The sequence below is a fragment of the Micromonospora coerulea genome (assembly GCF_016598485.1).
GTDB classification, from domain to species: Bacteria; Actinomycetota; Actinomycetes; order Mycobacteriales; family Micromonosporaceae; genus Micromonospora; species Micromonospora coerulea.
Genome location: NZ_JAEMUW010000009.1, coordinates 32,239 through 51,460, shown reverse-complemented (window position 1 = coordinate 51,460; position 19,222 = coordinate 32,239). Strand labels below are relative to the sequence as shown.

Genomic DNA, 19,222 nt, shown 5'->3' with positions numbered 1-19,222 from the left:
GACCAGGAACATCGCATCGGTGGAGAGCCAAGGGGCGTACGGGCATGCGGGGAGTCGTCAGGGTGGCGCCGGAGATGACCGGCGGCGAGTCGGTGGGGCTGGCCGATGTGGTGTGGCACAACGCGCAGCGGAACCCGGACATGGTCCAGTTTCTGCGCCCGGACCCGGACGCCCGGTCGTGGCCGGTGCACCGGTCCGAGACCGCTGACACCGCGACGGTGACCTGCCGGCAGTTCCGCGACGACGTGCTGGCGTTGGCCCGAGGTCTCGTCGCGGCTGGCGTGGAGCCGGGGGCCCGGGTGGCCCTGATGAGCCGGACCCGGTACGAGTGGACGCTCGTCGACTACGCGGTGTGGGCGATCGGGGCGGTGACGGTTCCGGTCTACGAGACCTCGAGTGCCGACCAGCTGGCCTGGGTCCTCGCCGACTCCGGCGCGGTGGCGTGCGTGCTGGAGACGGCCGAGCACGCGGCGCTGCTGACCGGCGTGCGCGACGGGCTGCCGGAGCTGCGTCAGGTCTGGCAGATCGAATCCGGTGACCTGATCCAGATGGCTGAGCAGGGTCGGACGGTCGACGTCCAGCGGGTCGAGGACAGACGTGGCGCGGTGTCGGGCGGGGACACCGCGACGATCGTCTACACCAGCGGGACGACGGGCCGGCCGAAAGGCTGCGTGCTGTCGCACCGGAACATCCACCTCGACGTCGGCAACGCGGTCAGGGTGCTGCCGGAGTTGTTCAACCAGGGGGCCTCGACGGTGCTCTTCCTACCGTTGGCGCACGTCTTCGCCCGGATGATCCAGGTGGGGATCGTGCAGACCCGGGCGACGATGGTGCACAGCGCCAGCATGGGCGGCACGCTGGAGCGGCTACATCGGTACCGGCCGACGTTCATCCTCGCGGTGCCCCGGGTGTTCGAGAAGGTGTACAACCGGGCCCGGCAGAAGGCCGTCGACGAGCGCAAGGGTTGGCTCTTCGGCGTCGCGGAACGGGTGGCGGTGCGGTACAGCCGGGCGCTCGACACCCCGTCCGGCCCGGGTGTGGGCCTGCGGCTGATCCGGCGTGTCCTCGACCCGCTGGTCTACCGGAAGCTGCGGGCGGCGTTCGGGGGCCGGTGTCGCATCGCGATCGTCGGCGGCGCCCCCCTCGGTGAGCGGCTCGGGCACTTTCTGCGCGGGGCCGGCCTGACGGTGTTGGAGGGGTACGGCTTGACCGAAACCTCCGCGGGGCTGACGTCGAACCGGCCCTCCGCGATGCGGATCGGGACCGTCGGCCGACCGCTACCGGGCGTGGAGTTGGCTGTCGCCGACGACGGGGAGATCCTTGTTCGCGGCGATGTGGTGTTCCAGGGCTACTGGAACAACCCGGCCGCAACCCAGGAGACGTTCACCGCCGACGGCTGGTTTCGCACGGGCGACCTCGGCAACCTCGACGACGACGGTTACCTGAGCATCACCGGACGCACGAAGGAGATCATGGTGACCGCGGCGGGAAAGAACGTCGCTCCCGCACCCATCGAGGATCAGGTCCGTGCCCATCCCCTGGTCAGCCAGTGCATGCTCGTCGGTGACGCCAAGCCGTACATCGCCGCTCTGGTCACCATCGATCCGCAGGCGTGGTCCCGGTGGCGCGGCGCGCACGGTCGTCCGGACGCCGCGGTGGGCGAGATGCGGGACGACCCCGCCCTGCGCGGCGACATCCAGGCCGCGATCGACGAAGCCAACAGGTCGGTCTCCAAGGCGGAGGCGATCAAGACCTTCCGCATCTTGCCGGATGATTTCACCGAGTCCACCGGTGAACTCACTCCGACCTTGAAGATCAGACGCGAGGCGGTGCAGCGGCGCCGCGCCGCCGAGATCGACGCCCTCTACCGCGGCCACTGAACGCGGCATGGCCCCGGGGGGATGGCGGGCGCCGGTGACCCGGCGCCCGCCCTGGTGCTCGCGCGATAATGCGTAGAGGGAAACTATTCGCTGCGGGCGGTCTCCGGTCCCGTGATCCGTTCCAGCAGCGGCAGGGTGGCGGCGATGATGCCGAGGCAGGCTGCCAACCCGACGACGACGATCATGTAGAAACTCAGGCTCGGCGCGGTGAGCGTGTAGTCCATCTGCGCCTTGAGGAACAGTTGTGCGGCGAGGAAGCCCATCCCGACCGCGACCGCCGCGACGGCGAGCATCGGTACGGCGCTCTCGAGCGCGACCACGCGTCGGAGGACCCCCACCGGCGCACCGCTGAGTCGCAACAGACTGAACGGGCGCTTACGCTCCGTGAGACCGCCGACCACGCTGACCGCGAGACTGCAGCCGGCGAGTGCGAGGCTGGCGACGATGATGACGTTCGCCAGTTGTTGCCAGCCGCGCAGGGTGTCGGCGAAGTCCGACTCGAAGTCGCCGGGAACGTTCGGGCCGACCCAGAAGGCCGGGTAGGCCAACTCGAGGACCGTGCGCGAGCGTTCCACCGCGGCGGCCGAGCCATCCGTGCCGACGACGATCGACGTCACCGGCAACCGCTGGAGGTCGCCGAGTGGGACCGATGCGGCGGGCCAGACCCTCGTGGACGACGCCGATCCCCGGAAGGGAACGAGTTCCATCGGCACCTCGGCCACGGAGGCGCCGTCCGCGCACCGTCCGTACGCCTTCGGGAGGTCGGTGCACGCGATCACCCCGGGTTCGGCCGGGAGTGCCGTCGTCGCCCACGACCGGTCGCGCCGGGCCTTGGTGATGATCGGGTTTTCGCGAACGACGGTCGCGGTCCGCACGCCGGGGATCGCGCGGAGGTCGGCCAGCACCGGGTCGGTTCCCGACGGCGGGTTCTCGACGAAGACGGTGGACAGGGTGCCCGCGTCGGTGGAGCCGATCTGCGCCGGGCCGCGGTTGGCGACGATCGTGGTGATCACGCCGACGGCCACGCTCGTGACGAAGAGCGCGAGCATGATGCCGCTGATCGCGCGGAAGCCGGCCTTCGGGTTGTCGGCGAGGCGTCGCGCGGCGATGAGCGAAGCTGGCCGGCTGGCGTACCGGGCCATGACCCGGGCGCCGACCATCGTCAGCCACGGTCCCGCCAGGACCAGGCCGGTCATGATGAGCAGCAGGCCGGGCAGGAACACTGCGGTCTGGCCGTCGGAGGTCTCCGGCCGGTGGCCGAGGGCGAAGGCCAGCACACCGACCCCGAGCACGAGCGGAATCAGCCGGTACGCGCGCGGGGCGCGGGGGGTCACCCGCCGGGTGACGCCCAGCGGCGAGATCCGCACGCGGCGCAGCGAGACCTGCGCCGCCACCGCCGCACCGGCCGGGACGCCGAGCGCGACGAGCAGGATGTCCAGCATGCCCAGCGACATGTCGCCGGGGAAGAACGGCATGCCGGTGAACGGGATGTTCGCGAGCGAGCCGCGGAACGCGTAGAACAGCAGGAAACCGAGGGCGGTACCGGCGACGGCGGCGGCGGTCGCCTCGACCGCGGCGACCATCGAGATCTGCTTCGGCGTCGCGCCGACCAGGCGCATCGCGGCGAAGCGTTGCTCGCGGCGGGCGGCGCTGAGCCGGGTCGCCGTGCCGATGAAGATCAGCACCGGGAACAGCAGGCCGCCGGCGATCACGCCCAGGATGAGGTCCACGGTGGTCTCGGGGAGCGCGGGAGTCTTGTCGCCGACGCTGGTGAGCTGCCGGGCGTGGGGCAGCTCGGCGACCTCGTCGGGGGTGCCGCCGACGATGACGACCAGGGCGTCCGGCGAGGCCAGTGCCGCCGGGCCGATCGTGCCGAGGTCACGTCCCGGGTAGCGGTCGCCCAGCTCGCCGGCCGGGTGGGCGGCCAGCAGCTTCTGTAACGAGGGCGAGGCGTAGTACTCCCCCGGCCCCGGCGCCGTCGGGATGCCGATGGGGGTGGGCGTGCTCGCTCCGGTCGCGGCGACGTCGATCCGGATGATCTGCTCGCCGTGGAAGTAGTCCTCCCGCGTCGACCACCACAGCGGATCGGCGTCGCCGCCCGTCGAGGCGCTGGGGAACGTCGCCGCGTACCGGGTGAGCTGCGCGTTGACGGCGTTGATCCCGGCGAGGGTGGCCAGCAGCAGCCCGGCGCCCACCGCGACGGCGGCGGCGATGATGGCGAGGCGGGTGAGCGCCTCCCGGCCGCCGGCCACGGCGAGGCGGAGCCCGAAGCCGATCACGAGGCGATCCCGGCCGGCGCGTTCACGCGTCCGTCGCGGACGATGACCTCGCGGTCGGCGTACGCGGCGACCCGTGGCTCGTGGGTGACCAGGATGACCGTGGTGCCCTGCTCGCGGGCCGCGGCGACCAGCAGGTCCATGACCTGTTCGCCGGTGAGCGAGTCGAGCGCGCCGGTCGGCTCGTCGGCGAAGAGCACCTCCGGCTCGGCGACCAGGCCGCGGGCGAGGGCGACGCGTTGCGCCTGTCCCCCGGACAGCTCTCCCGACCGGCGCTGCTCCATGCCCTCCAGGCCGAGGCGCTCGAACCAGCCGTACGCCTTGCGCAGCGCCGCCGTCCGGCGAACCCCGCTGAGCAGCAGCGGCAGGGCGACGTTCTCCACCGCGGTGAGCTCGGGGACGAGCTGGCCGAACTGGAACACGAACCCGAACCGGTCCCGGCGCAGGCTGCTGCGCTGGGTCTCGGCCATGGAGTCGACCCGGGCCCCGTCGAAGAGGACCTCGCCGGAGTCGGGCACGAGGATGCCGGCCAGGCAGTGCAGCAGGGTGGACTTGCCGGAGCCGCTGGGGCCCATGATGGCGAGGATCTCGCCCGATTCCACGGCGATGGTCGCGCCGCGCAGCGCGGGGGTCTGGCCGAACGAGAACTCCACGTTGCGTGCTTCGATCACGACGGTCATGGCCGCACCGTTCTCTTCAGGGCGTCCAGCCGGGCGCCGGTCATCTCGATCCACCGGAGGTCCGCCTCCAGGTGGTACAGGCCGTGGTCGGCGAGCAGCGCGTCGACGAGGTTGCCGGTGCGCTTGATCTCGGTGAGCTCACGCATCCGCTGCAGGTGCGCGCTGCGCTGGGTGTCGAGGTACTCGCCGGCGGGGCGGTCCAGCATCAGCGCGAGCACGACCTTGGCGAAGAGCACCGTCTGCAGGTGCGGCTCCGGCTCGACCGGCTGGGTGAGCCACTGCTCGACCTCGGTCGCGCCCAGGTCCGTGATGATGTAGCGCTTCCGGTCGGGTCCGGCGCCGGGGCCGACCTCGCTGATCACCACCTTGCCGTCGCGGGCCAGGCGGCTGAGGGTGGAGTAGACCTGACCGAACGGCAGCGGCTTGCCACGGCCGAAGTAGGCGTCGTAGTCGCGCTTCAGGTCGTACCCGTGGCTGGGCTCCCGTTCGAGGAGGCCGAGAAGGGTTAGCGGAACGCTCATGCCGGCAGACTACCCTGAGGGTATACCCCGCGTATATACCCTCAGGATGTTCGTCGACTTTCGACCGTCCGGCCCGCGCCCGCCTTCTAGCGGGACCGCACGGGCGCCGATGACGGTCGTCCGCGCCGCCGGACCGGTAAACCGGTTTGCGGGAGGGCCGGCGGACACCCCCGGGCGGGCCTACAGTGTGAGCGTGTGGGAGTCGGTTGCCGCCCCGATGGTGGCCATGACCGCCGCCCTGGCGGGAGTTTCCGTGACGCCGACGCCGGCGGCTCCAGTGGACGCCGCCCCCGTGCTGACCTCGACGCCGTTCGGCGCGCTGCCCGGGCAGCGGGTCACCCACACGGTCACGATCTCCGGCGCGGCCACCCTGACCGGCGCGCGCATCACGTTCACCACCACGGCTGATCTGGACGGCGTCACCGCTCGGGCGGAGCCGGGCTGGTGCGACGTGGACGTCCGTACCGTGGTCTGCGACCTCGGGGACGTGCGGCTGGCCGCCGCTCCGACACCGCCGCGGGTCACCATCACCGGGCGGGTCCGGCCGGGCGCGGCGCCCGGCACGCTGGTCCGCAACCTGGTCAGTCTCACCGCCGCGCAGCTCCCGGCGGCCGATCCGCTGCTCGCCAGCAACGCCTACCTGCTCCCGGGATCGACGACGCCGGCCACCGACCCGCCGCACGAGGCGGCGGCGGCCACGACCGATCCCGCGCCCGGCCGGTCGGCACGGACGCCGATCGCGCTGGCGGTGCTGGTCGGCGCGCTCGCGGCGGGTGCGGTGCTGACCCGTCGGCGACTGCGGCAGCGGCGCGCCCTGCCGCCGCACGACGACCCGGCTGTTACGACCCGGCGTCCGGACCCGATGTAGCAGCGGGGTCTCGGATACGACGGCAGGGGCGTGCGGCATGGACCGACGACGGTGGCGGCAGACGACGCTGGTGACGGTCGCCGGGGCGGCGACGCTCATGATGGCCTCCGTCTGCCTGGACGCCGGGGCGGCGCAGGTGCCGGCGCAGAGGCCACTTCCCCTGCCGACCCTGCCCGGCCCGTCACTGTCGGTGTCGCTGCCGCCGGTGAAGCCGCCGTCGATCCCGCTGTCCCCCCTGACGCTGCCACCGCTCGCGCCGTCGACCGGGCAGCCGTCGGTCTCCGCACCGGTCCCCTCGACCCGACCGGCCGCACCGGCTCCGGCCTCCCCGCCGGCCGCCGGCGGTACGCCCCGGACCCGCGGGCCGGTCTCCGCCGGCTCCGGCGCCCCGCCGGTGAACCCCGGCGCCGCCGCGGCCCTCATCGCCGCCGACCCGGGCGCCGACCTGTATCCCCAACCTCCGGTGGATGCCGCCGACACGCCCCAGGCACGTCGGGTCGCCGCGCTCACCGACGTCCAGCACCGGATCCAGTACCTGCACAACGTCCTCGCGCGCACTCGCGACGACCTCACCAGGGTGCGGCGTGAAGCTGATCCGGTGCTGCAACTGCTGACCGCTCTGACCGCGGGCGGGGATCCGGACGTGGCGCCACGGTTCGCCGTGGCGGACACCGCGGACGTGGTCGACACCCCCGCCGGCCGCGCCGTCGCCCTGTCCGGCGCGATCACCTCCGGTCAGGCCGAACTCATTCGCCGCGAGCGGGAGGAGGCGGCCCTGCGGCAGGAGATCGACCGCCGGTTACGCGCCGTGGCAGCGCCGGCCGAGCGACCGGTGGGCGCTGGCGGGAGCCGGCTGAGCACTCCGCTGCGCGGCCGCCTCACCAGCAGGTTCGGCACCCGGTTCGACCCGTACTTCCACGTGTGGCAGCAGCATCCCGGCGTGGACCTCGCCGCCCCCGTCGGTACCCCGATCGTCGCAGCGGCAGGCGGCCGGGTCGCCCGGGCCGGCTGGTTCGGCGGCTACGGCTACTACACCTGCCTCGACCACGGCCGAGTGGACGGGCAGCGACTGTCCACCTGCTACGGCCACCAGTCCCGGCTGCTGGTCTCCCCCGGCCAGCGGGTCCGCGCCGGCCAGGTGATCGGACTGGTCGGGTCGACCGGCGCCTCCACCGGCCCGCACCTGCACTTCGAGGTACGTCTCGGCGGCCGGGCCGTGGACCCGCTGCCCTGGCTCTGAGCGGCACCGGCGCCCGGGCGGCCAAAGAGGGCGTGCCGACGTCCCGTCGCCGACGTCGGGCGCGGCCGGCTGTCGACCGCGGGCCAGCTCGGTAGCCTCTACCCATGATCTTCATTACCGCCAAGTTCCGGGTGTTGCCCGAGCACGCCGACCGGTGGCCGCAGATCGCCGGGGAGTTCACCGCGGCCACTCGCGCCGAGCCCGGCTGCCTGTGGTTCGACTGGTCCCGCAGTGTCGACGACCCCACGGAGTACGTGCTGGTGGAGGCGTTCCGGGACGAGCAGGCCGGCGCGGCGCACGTGCGATCCGACCACTTTCGCGCGGCGCAGCGGACCCTGCCGCCGCACCTCGCCCGGACACCCCGGATCGTCAACGTGACCGTCCCGCAGGACGACTGGTCCCTGCTCGGCGAGATGGCCGTCCCCGGCGGCGAGTAGCCGGCGGGTCAGTCCTCGACGGCCGGGCCGAGCAGCCGGATCTCCTCGATGTCGATCGCGGCCTGCACCTCCCGCTGCACCGCGTCGTCGATCTCGTTGCTGTCCCGCAGCCGGGTGACCTCGTTGCGCTTGTGGTGGAGCACCTCAATCCGCAGTCGCCGGGCGATCTCACGCTCCTCCGCCGTGCCCTTGTCCTCCGGCGAGCGGATGTCGTTGAGGAACTCCTGGTAGTCGGTGCGGAGCCCCTCGACCGTGTCCCGGGAGGCACCGAGGTCCGCGGCGATCTGCGGCAGGGCGGCCAGTCCGGCCTCGGTGGCCCGGATCCGGGCGCGTCGCACCTCGTGCTCCCGTTCCGGATCGGCCCTGAGGCGGGCCCAGCTGACCACGCTCGGCAGCGTGGTGCCCTGGATCAGCATGGTCAGCACGATGACCGTCACGGTGACGAAGACGATCAGGTCGCGCTCACGGACGGGCGTGCCGGCGGTGGTCATGACCGGGACGGCGAGGGCGGCGGCGAGGGAGACCGCGCCGCGGAAGCCGGCCCAGCCGGCGGCGGTGCGTACCCGCCAGTCGAACTGGCGGCCGCGCCGGGACTCGCGCCGGTCGAGGGCCTGGAGGCCGGAGATGGCCAGGTGCAGCCACCCCATCCGAGTCGCCACGACCACCAGGGTGACCACCGCCGCGATGCCGAGCGACTGGAGCGGCGAGTGGCTGGTGATGCTGCGCAGCGCGCGCGGGACCTGCATGCCGACCAGCACGAAGAGGCTGCCGTTGATCAGGAAGGTGGACAGGTCCCAGAACGCGTAGGCGGTGACCCGGGAACGGGCCCGAATGACCCGGGGCCCGGCGTAGGAGAGCAGCAGGCCGGCGACCACCACGGCCAGGACGCCGCTGGCGTGCACGCGCTCGGCGAGCAGGAACGCGACGAACGGGGTGAGGAAGCTGAGGCCGCCCTCGCGCAGCGGGTCGTCGATGTGCTTGCGGATCAGGATGACCGCCCCGCCGACGAGCAGGCCTGCGGCCAGCCCGCCGGCGGCGGAGCCGACGAACCGGCCGACCAGGGCGAACGCGTTGGGTGCCGTGCCACCGGCGATCACGCCGACGGTGACGGCGAAGAGCACCAGGGCCGTACCGTCGTTGATCAGGCTCTCCGCGCGCAGCGTGGTGAGGATGCCGCGCGGCATCCGCTTGGCCAGGCCGGCGACCGCGGCGGCGTCGGTGGGCGCGAGCACCGCGCCGAGCACCCAGGCCGCCTCCCGGTCGACGCCGAGGGCCTGCGCGGCGTACGCCACGGCGGCGGCGGTGAGCACCACCAGGGCCACCGCCAGCAGGGCGATGACCGCGACGTTGGCCCGGATCTCGCGGAGGCTGATGACCAGGCTCTCCCGGTAGAGGATCGCGGGCAGGAAGAGCAGCAGCACCACCTCCGGTTCGAGGACGACGTGCTGCAGGGGCGGCAGGAGCCCGAGCAGGGCACCCATGGAGATGAGCAGGACCGGCGGCGCGACGCTGTACCGGCCGCCGAGCGTGGTGCCGAGCACCACCGTCGCGACGAGCACCGCGACCAGCTCGAGCCCGCCCACGTCGCACTCCCGTCACCCGATCGCCGCCGCCGCGGCGACGGGACGACAGGTGCATGCCGCCGCCCCAACATGGTGGTACGGCCGGAGTCGGCCGCGCGGTCGAACGGGGTAATTGCCGCGCGGCTACTCGAAGCGGGACGGGTCGCCGGCGCCGACCCGGAGGATCTCCGGTTCGGGTCCGGACAGGTCGACCACCGTGGTCGGCTCCAGACCGCAGTCGCCGGCGTCGACCACCGCGTCGAGCTGGTGGTCCAGGCGTTCCTTGATCTCCCAGCCCTGGGCCATCGGCTCGTCCTCGCCGGGCAGCAGCAGGGTGCTCGACAGCAGCGGCTCGCCCAGCTCGGCCAGCAGCGCCTGGGTGACGGTGTGTTTCGGCACCCGGACGCCGACGGTGCGCTTGCGGGGATCCTGGAGCCGGCGGGGCACCTCGGCGGTGGCCGGCAGGATGAACGTGTAGCTGCCGGGAATGCAGGCCTTCACCAGCCGGAAGATCGAGTTGCTGACCTTGACGAACTGGCCGAGCTGGGCGAAGTCGCGGCAGACCAGGGTGAACTGGTGCCGGTCGTCGAGCCGGCGGATCTCCCGGATCCGGTCCAGCCCGCTGCGGTTGCCGAGCTGGCAGCCGAAGGCGTAGCAGGAGTCGGTCGGGTAGGCGATCAGGCCGTCGTCGCGGAGCAGGTCGACGACCTGCCGGAGGACCCGGGGTTGGGGGTTGTCCGGATGCAGGTCGTAGTACCTCGCCACACCGGTAAGCCTATGCCGCCCGCCGGCCGTCGCCACAGGCGCGGGTGCCGAAAAGATCTCGGTTGGAGGTTTGATCCACAGCGGCGCGGGAAATGGTGGGGGCCGCTCGAGGAGGGGGACCAGTCATGTCCGATGCCAGCACCGACCGCGCCGACCGCCCGGCCGAGGTTACCGACCCGCTGCTGTGGGGTCTCGCCACCGCGGTGGCCGACGCCCACCAAGCCGACGGGGAGGGCGTGTGCGTCAGCCCGAGCTGCGTCGGCGCGGCGTGGCCCTGCGCCGCGTGGGACAGCGCGCAGGAGGGGATGCGCGCGGCTCGGACGGCCACCGGCGACGCTCCGTCTGGACGGCCGGGTGGCCTGGGCACGGACACGTCCACGGGTACGGTGCCCGCCCAGCGGGATCAGGCGGTGGCATCGGCCGCCTGATGCGGCCCGGATGAATTTCCGGCCCCGTCTCGTGGTGCGGAGGGCCGGCCGGTGGCGCGCACGATCGACCATCTTCGCTGTTGCCGGATCGCCGGGGAAGCCAGACACGGTCAGCACGCCTAGGAGAGCGCTCTCTTTTGTAATGAGCCATTGACGGCGACGTAACCGAAACCTAACGTCGCTCCTCAAGAGAGCGCTCTCTCAGCTTGTTGCCACACTCAACCCCCTGCCCCCGCTTCCTGATTGCGAAGGGGAACCCCCATGCCACTCCCCCTCCGGGACATCTCCCCGGGAGACCGTCCCGCACCGCCGGCCGTCCCGCCCGGCCGGCGTCCCGGCGGCGTCCGCGCGCTGGCCCTCGCCACCGCCGCGTTCCTCGCCGCCGGCGTCCTCGGCGTCGTCGTGATCGGCGGTGGCGCCGCCGAGGCCGGCACCGTCGGCACCGGCAGCTACACCGAGACCCGTCCGCCCGGCACCGCGCTGCCCAAGGGCTGCGGCGACATCAGCACCAACCCCCGGCTCTTCGTCACCGCCGACGCCCCCCAGGGCGCGATCCCCACCAACGACTGGTGGTCCTCGCTGCTGTGGAAGCGCAACAACTGCGCCACCAGCGAGAACCTGCACGCCCACCCGCTGGCGTACCACGCCGAGAACAACGGGCTCGGCCTGTCGTACACCACCACCCCGGCGATCAGCGGGACCGCCACCGGCGTCGGCGAGTACCACTTCCCGTACACCGAGGACATCCGGGTCGGGGTGGCCGGGCTCGGCGCGCCGGTGGTCAAGGCCGCCGACTGGACCGACTGGACGGTCACCGCGGACTGGAACGACGGCGCGCGCACCATGCGGGCCACCATCGGCCACGGGCTGCCGTTCAGCTACTACCGGATCACGGGCGGCAACGCGCAGATCACCGCCGCCGCCGCGCCCACCGTCTGGGCCAACTCCGGCGCGATGATCGGCTTCACGGTCAGCGGCCACGACTACGTCGCGTACGCCCCGACCGGCGCGAGCTGGACCGTGGCCGGGGCGGGCATCAGCTCGACGCTGAACGGCAAGGGCTACTTCTCCGTCGCGGTGCTGCCCGGCGGGGCCGACAAGGCCGCCCTCGCCGCCGAGTACGGCAGGTACGCCCACGCGCACGTCACCGGCACGAAGATGACCTACTCGTACGACCCGGCGTCGAGCACGGTGCGTACGACGTACGCGTTCACCACCACGCCGCGCGAGGGCACCGAGACGAAGACCGTCGTGTCGCTCTACCCGCACCAGTGGCGCAGCCTCGCCGGCGGTACCCCGATCACCCCGACGTACGTCTCGCCGCGCGGGGCGATGCGCACCCTCACCGGCGTCTCGTCCTTCACCACCAGCATGACGTACACCGGCGTGCTGCCGGAGGTGCCGGCCGTCGGCGACTCCACCGGCGCCGACCTCAGCACCGTCACCAACTACCTGAACGCCGAGCTGGCCAACCCGGAGGGGCTCAGCGGCCAGGACACCTACTGGGCGGGCAAGGGCCTGGGGCGGGCGGCCCGGGTCGCCGAGATCGCCGACCAGCTCGGCCTCACCCCCGTGCGCACCGCGGCGGTGAACGCCATGAAGACCCGGCTCACGAGCTGGCTGACCGCCGGCTCCGGGGAGACCGGCCAGCTGTTCTACTACGACAGGAACTGGGGCACGCTGATCGGCTACCCCGCCTCGTACCTCTCCGACGAGGACCTCAACGACCACCACTTCCACTACGGCTACTTCGTCGCCGCCGCCGCGACCGTCGCCAAGTTCGACCCGACCTGGGCCGCCACCACCCAGTACGGCGGCATGGTGGACCTGCTGATCCGCGACGCCAACAACTACGACCGGGCCGACGCCCGCTTCCCCTACCTGCGGGACTTCGACATCTACGCCGGCCACGACTGGGCCTCCGGCCACGCCGGCTTCTTCGCCGGCAACAACCAGGAGTCCTCGTCGGAGGGGATGAACTTCGCCAACGCCCTGATCCAGTGGGGGCAGGCGACCGGCAACACCGCCGTGCGGGACGCCGGCATCTACATCTGGACCACCCAGTCCGCGACGATCTCCGAGTACTGGTTCGACGCGCACGACGCGAACTTCCCGGCCGCCTTCGCCCACAAGACGGTCGGCATGGTCTGGGGCGACGGCGCCTCCTACTCCACCTGGTTCTCCGCCGAGCCGGAGATGATCCAGGGCATCAACATGCTGCCGATCACCGGGGGCCACTTCTACCTGGGCAACGACCCGGCCTACGTGGTGGCCAACTACAACGAACTGGTCACCAACAACGGCGGGCCGCCGAGCGTGTGGCAGGACGTCATCTGGGAGTTCCTGGCCCTCGGCGACGGCGACAGGGCGCTGGCGAACTTCCGGGCGAACAGCACCTTCACCAGCGAGGAGGGCGAGAGCAAGGCACACACCTTTCACTGGATCCGCAACCTCGCCGCACTGGGCACGGTGGACACCACCGTCACCGCGAACCATCCCCTCGCGAAGGTCTTCCGCAAGGGCACCGCCCGCACCTACGTGGCGTCCAACATCACCGCGCAGCCGCTGACGGTGACCTTCTCCGACGGTACGAAGCTCACCGTCGCGGCCGGCAGGACCGCCACCGCCGGGGCGCTGACCTGGAGCGGCGGTAGCGCCACCGGTGGCGTGGTCGTCCCGACCACCCCGCCGACCACCCCCACCGACCCGCCGTCGCCCACCCCGACGAGCCCCACTCCGACCCCGACCCCGACCACGCCGCCGGGGCAGCCGCTCAGCCCGACGCAGTACCTGCTCGCCGGCGGGACGCTGGGTGGCACGGCCGGCGCGGCCGGCACGGTGTCGGTGGCCGCGGCCAACGGCAACCACGACGGCACGCCGACCAGCCCGCAGGTGTTCACCGCCAGCGGGCTGACCGGCAGCTACACCGGGGGAACCACCGGGTTCGACCTGGCCGTCGACGCCGGCACGGCGGTGGGCAACGGCGTGCAGGCCCGGGTGTCGTACGACCTGACCGGCGACGGCAGCTTCGACCGGGTGGAGACATACAACTACTACGCCACCGACCCGGTCACCGGGGTCGAGCACTACCGGCAGACCCAGGGGCTGAAGTCGGCCACCGGCACGCTCGGCAACCTGGCCGGCGGCACGGTGCGGGTGGAGGTCTGGAACGCCATCGGCAGCGCGGCGACGAACCTGGGCGTCGGCGACGCCTCCCAGCTCGTCCTGCCGTACACCGGGACCGCCCCGACCACCGCCCCGCCGCCCACCGGAGATCCGACCGCCTTCGCCGCGGACCGGTACCTGACGGGCGCCGGCCAGCTGTCCGGCGTGGCCGGCACCGCCGGCACGGCGACCGTCGCGGCGGCCAACGGAAACCGGGTCGGTACGCCGCACAACCCGCTGGTCTACACCGCCACCGGGGTCACCGCGACCTACACCGGCGGGCAGACCCGGTTCGACCTGTTCCTCGACGCCGGCACCGGCGTCGGCGACGGCACCCAGGCGCGCGTCTCCTACGACCTGACCGGCGACGGCAGCTTCGACCGGGTGGAGACCTACCACTACTACGCCACCGACCCGGTCACCGGGTGGGAGCACTACACCGAGACCAGGGGCCTCTACTCGGGCGTGGGCACGCTCGGGAACCTGGCCGGCGGCACGGTGAAGGTGGAGGTCTGGAACGCCATCGGCACCACGCCGACCAGCCTCGGCACCGGCAACCGGTCGAAGGTCACCCTGCCGTACACCGGGTGACCTGACCCGTGGACGCCCCGGCCGCCTCGGTCAGGACGGGTGCAGGTGCGCGCGACGCGCCTTGCGCCCCGTCTCGTACGCGGCCCGGGCCGTCTGCGCCGCCGCGGTGGCCGACACCTCGGCGACCGGCACGTCCCACCACGCGCCGCCGTCCGGCCCGCTCTCCATCGGGTCCGTGGACACGTGCACGACGGTCGTGCGATGCGCCGCCTTCGCCGCGTCCAGCCCGGCCCGCAGCTGCGCCGTCGTGGTCACCCGGATCACCTCCGCACCCAGGCTCGCCGCGTTCGCCGCGAGGTCGACTGGGAGCGGCTCCCCGGCACGGTCGCGGTAGGCGGTGCCGAGCCGCTGCGCGCCGACGCTCTCGGACAGCCGGCCGATCGAGGCGAAACCCTGGTTGTCGACCAGCACGACGACCAGTTTGACGCCCTCGGCCACCGCGGTGACCAGTTCGCTCGGCAGCATCAGGTAGGAACCGTCGCCGACCAGCACGAAGACCTCCCGGTCCGGGGCGGCCAGCTTGACCCCGATCCCGCCGGCGATCTCGTAGCCCATGCAGGAGTAGCCGTACTCGACGTGGTAGCCCTTGGGGTCGGTGCTGCGCCACAGCTTGTGCAGGTCGCCGGGCATCGACCCGGCCGCGCAGACCACGACGTCCCGGGGGCCGGCGGCGTCGTTGACCGCGCCGATGACCGCGGCCTGCGTCGGCGGCGCCTGCGGGTCGGCGTGCCGGGCGCGGTCCACCACCGCCGCCCACCGGGCGCCCAGGTCCGTGACCGTCGACCGGTACGCGGGCAGGGTGGCCCAGTCGGCGCATGCCGCACCCAGCGCGGCCAGACTCTCCCGGGCGTCGCCGACGACCTGCACGCCGGACAGCTTGGCGGCATCGAAACCCGTGATGTTGAGGTTGACGAACCGGGCGTCGCCGAAGAGGGTGCCGGAGGCGGTGGTGAAGTCGCTGTACCGGGTGCCGACGCCGATCACCACGTCGGCGTTCGCGGCGAGCTCGTTGGCCGCGGCGGTGCCGGTGACCCCGACCGCGCCCGCCGCCAGGGGATGGCCGTGGGGCAGGGCCCCCTTGCCCGCCTGGGTCTCCACCACCGGCACGCCGTGCCGCTCGGCGAAGCCGCGCAGCGCGGCGGTCGCGTCGCTGTAGATGACGCCGCCGCCGGCCACCAGCACCGGCCGGTGGGCCGCGGTGACGATCCGGGCAGCCCGCCGGACGGCCGCCTCGTCCGGGCGGGGGCGGGCCACGTGCCAGGTACGCTCGGCGAACAGCTCCTCCGGCCAGTCGTACGCCTCGACCTGCACGTCCTGCGGCAGGGCGAGGGTGACCGCGCCGGTCTCCGCCGGGTCGGTGAGCACGCGCATCGCGGCCAGCAGCGCCGCCGGTAGCTGCTCGGGCCGGTTGATCCGGTCCCAGTACCGGGAGACGGGGCGCAGCGCGTCGGTGACGCTGACGTCGTAGGAGCGGACATCCTCCAGCTCCTGCAGCACCGGGCTGGCCGCGCGGGTGGCGAAGATGTCGCCGGGCAGCAGCAGCACCGGCAGCCGGTTGATGGTCGCGCCGGCGGCGCCGGTGACCAGATTGGTCGCACCCGGGCCGATGGAGGTGGTGCAGGCCAGGGTGCTGAGCCGGTCGGTCATCCGGGCGTACGCGGCGGCCGTGTGCACCATGCCCTGCTCGTTGCGGCACAACCGGTACGGCAGGTCGACGCCCGCGGAGGCGGCGCCGGCCAGCGCCTCGCCGAGACCGGCGACGTTGCCGTGGCCGAAGATGCCGAAGCAGGCGGGAATCAGCCGATGGCGTTGACCGTCGCGTTCGGACCATTGCCGGGCGAGGAAGGCCACCAGGGCCTGCGCCACCGTGAGCCGGCGCATCAGCGGCCTCCCGCCGGCAGACCGGTCAGCGGCAGGCGCGGGTCGACCTCCTGGTCGGCCCAGCTTCCCCGGATCCAGCCGTGCCGCGGATCGTCGACACAGGCCATGGTGCGGTCCGCACCAGGCCCGGCCAGCACGTTGAGGTAGTAGAGGGGGTAACCGGGCGCGGCCATCGACGGGCCGTGGTAGCCGTACGGGACGAGCACGACGTCGCCCGTGCGGACCTCGGCGAGCACGTCGATCGGCCGCCGATCCGTGCCGTACACCCGCTGGTAGCCGACCGGTCCGCCGCCGTCGCCCGGCGCCGCCCCGGACACCTCGAAGTAGTAGATCTCCTCCAGCGCCGCCTCGACCCGACCGTCGTCGTGGACCCGGTCGTCCTCGTGCTTGTGCGGCGGGTAGGACGACCAGTTGCCGCCGGGGGTGAGCACCTCCACTGCGACAAGCCGGTCGCAGTCGAAGGCCTCCGGGGCGCAGAAGTTGTTGACCTGCCTGCTGGCCGGCCCGGCGCCGCGCAGCTCCACCGGCACGTCCCGGGCCGCGCCGTAGCGCGGCGACAACCGGCGGGTGGCCCGGGCCGACGGCAGCGCGAACCGCCCCTCGCCGCGGACCGTCACCGTCGCGTCGCGCGGAAGGTAGGCGAAATCGGTGACCGCGGTGAAGACCGAGGCGCGGCCGGTCAGCTCCAGGCGCAGCCCGTCGCAGCGGACGGTGGCAGCCCCGGCCAGCGGCAGGACCAGCATCTCCTCGTCGCCGGTGGCGAAGGTGACCACGCCGCCGGCGGGGAGGACGAGCACCCGCAGCCCCGCGTACGTCCAGCCGGCCCGTTCGGGGGTGAGCTCCAGCGCCCAGGGCGGTCGGGTCGTCGTGCCCCAGGGCAGGTGCAGCTCCCCGGTCATGCCTGCTGCCGGGCGGGCAGGAGCGAGTGGGCCAGGTCGACCGCGGCGGCGACGTCGTCGTCCGGCGGGTAGAGCAGCGCCCGGCCGACGACCAGCCCGCGGACGCCGGGCTGCCGCAACGCCCGCTGCCAGCGGGCATACACCACGTCGGGGGTCTCCGTCGGGTCGCCGCCGAGGAGCAGGACGGGCAGGGTGGTCGCGGCCACCACCCGGTCCATCTCGTCGATCGCCGGCAGCTTCAACCAGGTGTACGCCGAGGTCGTGCCGAGCGCCTGCCCGATGCTCACGCTCTTGATCACCGCCTCGGGGGTCAGGTCGACGTGGACCCGCCCGTCGGTCCGCCCCACCCACATCGGCTCCACCAATGCAACTGTGCGGTGCGCGGCGAGGGCGCTGACCGCCTGGGCGCAGGCCTGCAGCGTGGAGGCCGTGCCGTGGTCGTCCGGGTCGATCCGGCACAGCATCTTGCCCCCGTCGTAGCCCATCGCGGCGATGCTGTCGGCGTCGTACGCGGTGAACCGGTCGTCCAGCTCGAACGCGGCGCCGAACAGGCCACCACGGTTCATCGAGCCGATCGCCAGCCGGTCCTCCAGCGCGCCGAGCAGCAGCAAATCCTCCAGGATGTCCGGGGTGCCGAGCACCCCGTCGACCCCGGGCCGGGACAGCGCGAGTCGTAGCCGGTCGAGCAGGTCGGTACGCCCGGCCATGGCCATCGGCCGGTCCCGGACACCGAGGGCGCCCCGGGCCGGGTGGTCGGCGGCGATCAGGAAGAGCGGCCGACCGTGGTCCGGCCAGGGTCGGCGGGTCCGCCGGGAGGCGGCCTCGGCGATCGCCTGCGGCCGGTGCGCGCGGGTGAGGGTCAACGCCTCGTACTCGGTGCTCACCGGTTTCCTTCCGTCGCGGGGGCCGGCTCCGCCCGGGCTGCGAGCGCCTCGGTCTCGGCCTGGTCGGGCATGGCGGACGAGCAGGCCAGCCGCGACGCGACGATCGCACCCGCGGCGTTGGCGAAGTGCAGCGTCCGCTCCAGCGGCCAGTCCCGCAGCAGGCCCAGGCAAAGGGCGCCGCCGAAGGCGTCCCCGGCGCCCAGCCCGTTGACCACCTCCACCGGCACCGGCGGTACCCGGACCGTCCGCTCGGCGGTGCTGGCCAGCACCCCGTCCGGGCCGAGCTTGACCACGGCCAGCCGCGGCCCACGGTCGAGCAGCAACCGGGCGGCCCGCTCGGGGTCCCGGGTGCCGACGGCCACCTCGGCCTCGTCGAGGTTGCCCACCGCGACGGTGACCCGGGGCAGCGCCGCGGCGTAGGCGGCCGTGGCGGCGGCCGGGTCGGGCCAGAACATCGGCCGGTAGTCGAGGTCCAGGACGGTGTGCGCTCGACCGGCGCGGGCGGCCAGCGCGGTCAGGTGCGCATCCCGGCTGGGTTGCTGGCAGAGCCCGGTGCCGGTGACCCAGAAGACGCGGGCGTCCACGATGGCGCCGAGGTCCAGCTCGTCGGGGTGGATCTGCAGATCCGGGGCGGTGGGGGTGCGGTAGAACCAGATCGGGAAGTGGTCGGGCGGGAAGATCTCGCAGAAGGTCACCGGGGTGGGCAGCCCGTCGACCGGGCGCACCTGGCTGTCGTCGACGCCGAAATCCCGCAACGCCCGGTGCACGTAGTCGGCGAAGGCGTCGGCGCCGGTGCGGGTGATGACGCCGGCTCGCAGCCCGTACCGGGCGGCGGCGACCGCGACGTTGGTGGCACTGCCGCCGAGGAATTTCCCGAAGGTCTCGACCTCGGCCAGCGGCGTGGCGATCTGCAGCGGATAGATGTCCACTCCGACCCGGCCGATGGTGAGCACGTCGAGCATGCGGCGTCCTTTGTCCGGGCCGGCGACGGCGTGACCGCCAGCTCGATCCTGGTCCCTGATTGGTAACAGTGGCCGGGAGTTGTGTCAATGTGTTGTCCTGACATCTGGCAGGTTCGCTCAGTCACCGCTTCGGTACAGTGGCGCCCATCGCGCCCCCGACCCCCTGGGCAACCGTGACGAGGA

15 protein-coding genes are annotated in these 19,222 nt (G+C 73.0%); 6 read left to right on the top strand and 9 right to left on the bottom strand.

Features of this window, described 5'->3' with window-relative positions:
• Window positions 1-44: 44 nt before the first annotated feature.
• Window positions 45-1,880: an AMP-dependent synthetase/ligase gene (locus I8N68_RS13865; protein ID WP_200210367.1), complete on the top strand. Its 1,836-nt coding sequence runs from the start codon at window positions 45-47 to the stop codon at window positions 1,878-1,880.
• 83 nt (window positions 1,881-1,963) lie between these two features.
• Here the strand turns inward: I8N68_RS13865 and I8N68_RS13860 are convergent, their stop codons facing one another.
• The 3 genes from I8N68_RS13860 to I8N68_RS13850 are packed head-to-tail and all read right to left on the bottom strand — an operon-like array spanning window position 1,964 to window position 5,357.
• Window positions 1,964-4,159 (bottom strand): FtsX-like permease family protein, encoded by a 2,196-nt coding sequence (locus I8N68_RS13860; protein WP_200210366.1) that lies wholly within the window; start codon window positions 4,157-4,159, stop codon window positions 1,964-1,966.
• A complete protein-coding gene (locus I8N68_RS13855; protein WP_200210365.1) occupies window positions 4,156-4,836 on the bottom strand; it encodes an ABC transporter ATP-binding protein in 681 nt (226 codons plus the stop codon). The genes I8N68_RS13860 and I8N68_RS13855 overlap by 4 nt, the downstream gene beginning before the upstream one ends.
• Window positions 4,833-5,357 carry a PadR family transcriptional regulator gene (locus tag I8N68_RS13850; protein ID WP_200210364.1) on the bottom strand — a complete coding sequence of 175 codons (525 nt, stop codon included), beginning with the start codon at window positions 5,355-5,357 and terminating at the stop codon, window positions 4,833-4,835. Before I8N68_RS13850 ends, I8N68_RS13855 begins: the two co-directional genes overlap by 4 nt.
• A gap of 193 nt (window positions 5,358-5,550) precedes the next feature.
• Between I8N68_RS13850 and I8N68_RS13845 the strand changes: the two genes are divergently transcribed.
• From I8N68_RS13845 to I8N68_RS13835, 3 genes are all read left to right on the top strand, one after another.
• Window positions 5,551-6,225, top strand: coding sequence for a hypothetical protein (locus tag I8N68_RS13845; protein WP_200210363.1), 675 nt, complete (start codon window positions 5,551-5,553; stop codon window positions 6,223-6,225).
• 37 nt (window positions 6,226-6,262) lie between these two features.
• A complete protein-coding gene (locus tag I8N68_RS13840) occupies window positions 6,263-7,465 on the top strand; it encodes a M23 family metallopeptidase (protein ID WP_200210362.1) in 1,203 nt (400 codons plus the stop codon).
• Window positions 7,466-7,569: 104 nt separating this feature from the next.
• On the top strand, window positions 7,570-7,902 hold the full coding sequence (locus I8N68_RS13835; RefSeq protein WP_200210361.1) for a putative quinol monooxygenase: 333 nt from the start codon (window positions 7,570-7,572) through the stop codon (window positions 7,900-7,902).
• A gap of 8 nt (window positions 7,903-7,910) precedes the next feature.
• Here the strand turns inward: I8N68_RS13835 and I8N68_RS13830 are convergent, their stop codons facing one another.
• Together I8N68_RS13830 and I8N68_RS13825 are read right to left on the bottom strand one after the other, a co-directional pair.
• Window positions 7,911-9,485 (bottom strand): Na+/H+ antiporter, encoded by a 1,575-nt coding sequence (locus I8N68_RS13830; protein ID WP_200210360.1) that lies wholly within the window; start codon window positions 9,483-9,485, stop codon window positions 7,911-7,913.
• A 123-nt stretch (window positions 9,486-9,608) separates the two neighbouring features.
• Window positions 9,609-10,229, bottom strand: coding sequence for an L-threonylcarbamoyladenylate synthase (locus I8N68_RS13825; protein WP_200210359.1), 621 nt, complete (start codon window positions 10,227-10,229; stop codon window positions 9,609-9,611).
• 125 nt (window positions 10,230-10,354) lie between these two features.
• Here I8N68_RS13825 and I8N68_RS13820 point away from each other — a divergent pair, with 125 nt between their 5' ends.
• Window positions 10,355-10,657 carry a hypothetical protein gene (locus I8N68_RS13820; protein ID WP_234039650.1) on the top strand — a complete coding sequence of 101 codons (303 nt, stop codon included), beginning with the start codon at window positions 10,355-10,357 and terminating at the stop codon, window positions 10,655-10,657.
• Between the two features lie 261 nt (window positions 10,658-10,918).
• The gene (locus I8N68_RS13815) at window positions 10,919-14,413 is read left to right on the top strand and encodes a glycosyl hydrolase (protein WP_234039648.1); all 3,495 of its coding nucleotides are present in this window, start codon (window positions 10,919-10,921) and stop codon (window positions 14,411-14,413) included.
• 30 nt (window positions 14,414-14,443) lie between these two features.
• On the opposite strand, the gene iolD is transcribed toward I8N68_RS13815, so the two are convergent.
• From iolD to iolC, 4 genes are read right to left on the bottom strand one after another with little or no spacing between them, the layout of a single operon-like run.
• Window positions 14,444-16,294 carry a 3D-(3,5/4)-trihydroxycyclohexane-1,2-dione acylhydrolase (decyclizing) gene (iolD, locus tag I8N68_RS13810; protein WP_200210358.1) on the bottom strand — a complete coding sequence of 617 codons (1,851 nt, stop codon included), beginning with the start codon at window positions 16,292-16,294 and terminating at the stop codon, window positions 14,444-14,446.
• A complete protein-coding gene (gene iolB, locus I8N68_RS13805; RefSeq protein WP_200210357.1) occupies window positions 16,294-17,193 on the bottom strand; it encodes a 5-deoxy-glucuronate isomerase in 900 nt (299 codons plus the stop codon). Before iolB ends, iolD begins: the two co-directional genes overlap by 1 nt.
• Window positions 17,190-18,077, bottom strand: coding sequence for a Cgl0159 family (beta/alpha)8-fold protein (locus I8N68_RS13800; protein WP_200210356.1), 888 nt, complete (start codon window positions 18,075-18,077; stop codon window positions 17,190-17,192). The genes iolB and I8N68_RS13800 overlap by 4 nt, the downstream gene beginning before the upstream one ends.
• On the bottom strand, window positions 18,074-19,039 hold the full coding sequence (gene iolC / locus I8N68_RS13795; RefSeq protein WP_200210355.1) for a 5-dehydro-2-deoxygluconokinase: 966 nt from the start codon (window positions 19,037-19,039) through the stop codon (window positions 18,074-18,076). The genes I8N68_RS13800 and iolC overlap by 4 nt, the downstream gene beginning before the upstream one ends.
• Window positions 19,040-19,222 lie beyond the last annotated feature (183 nt).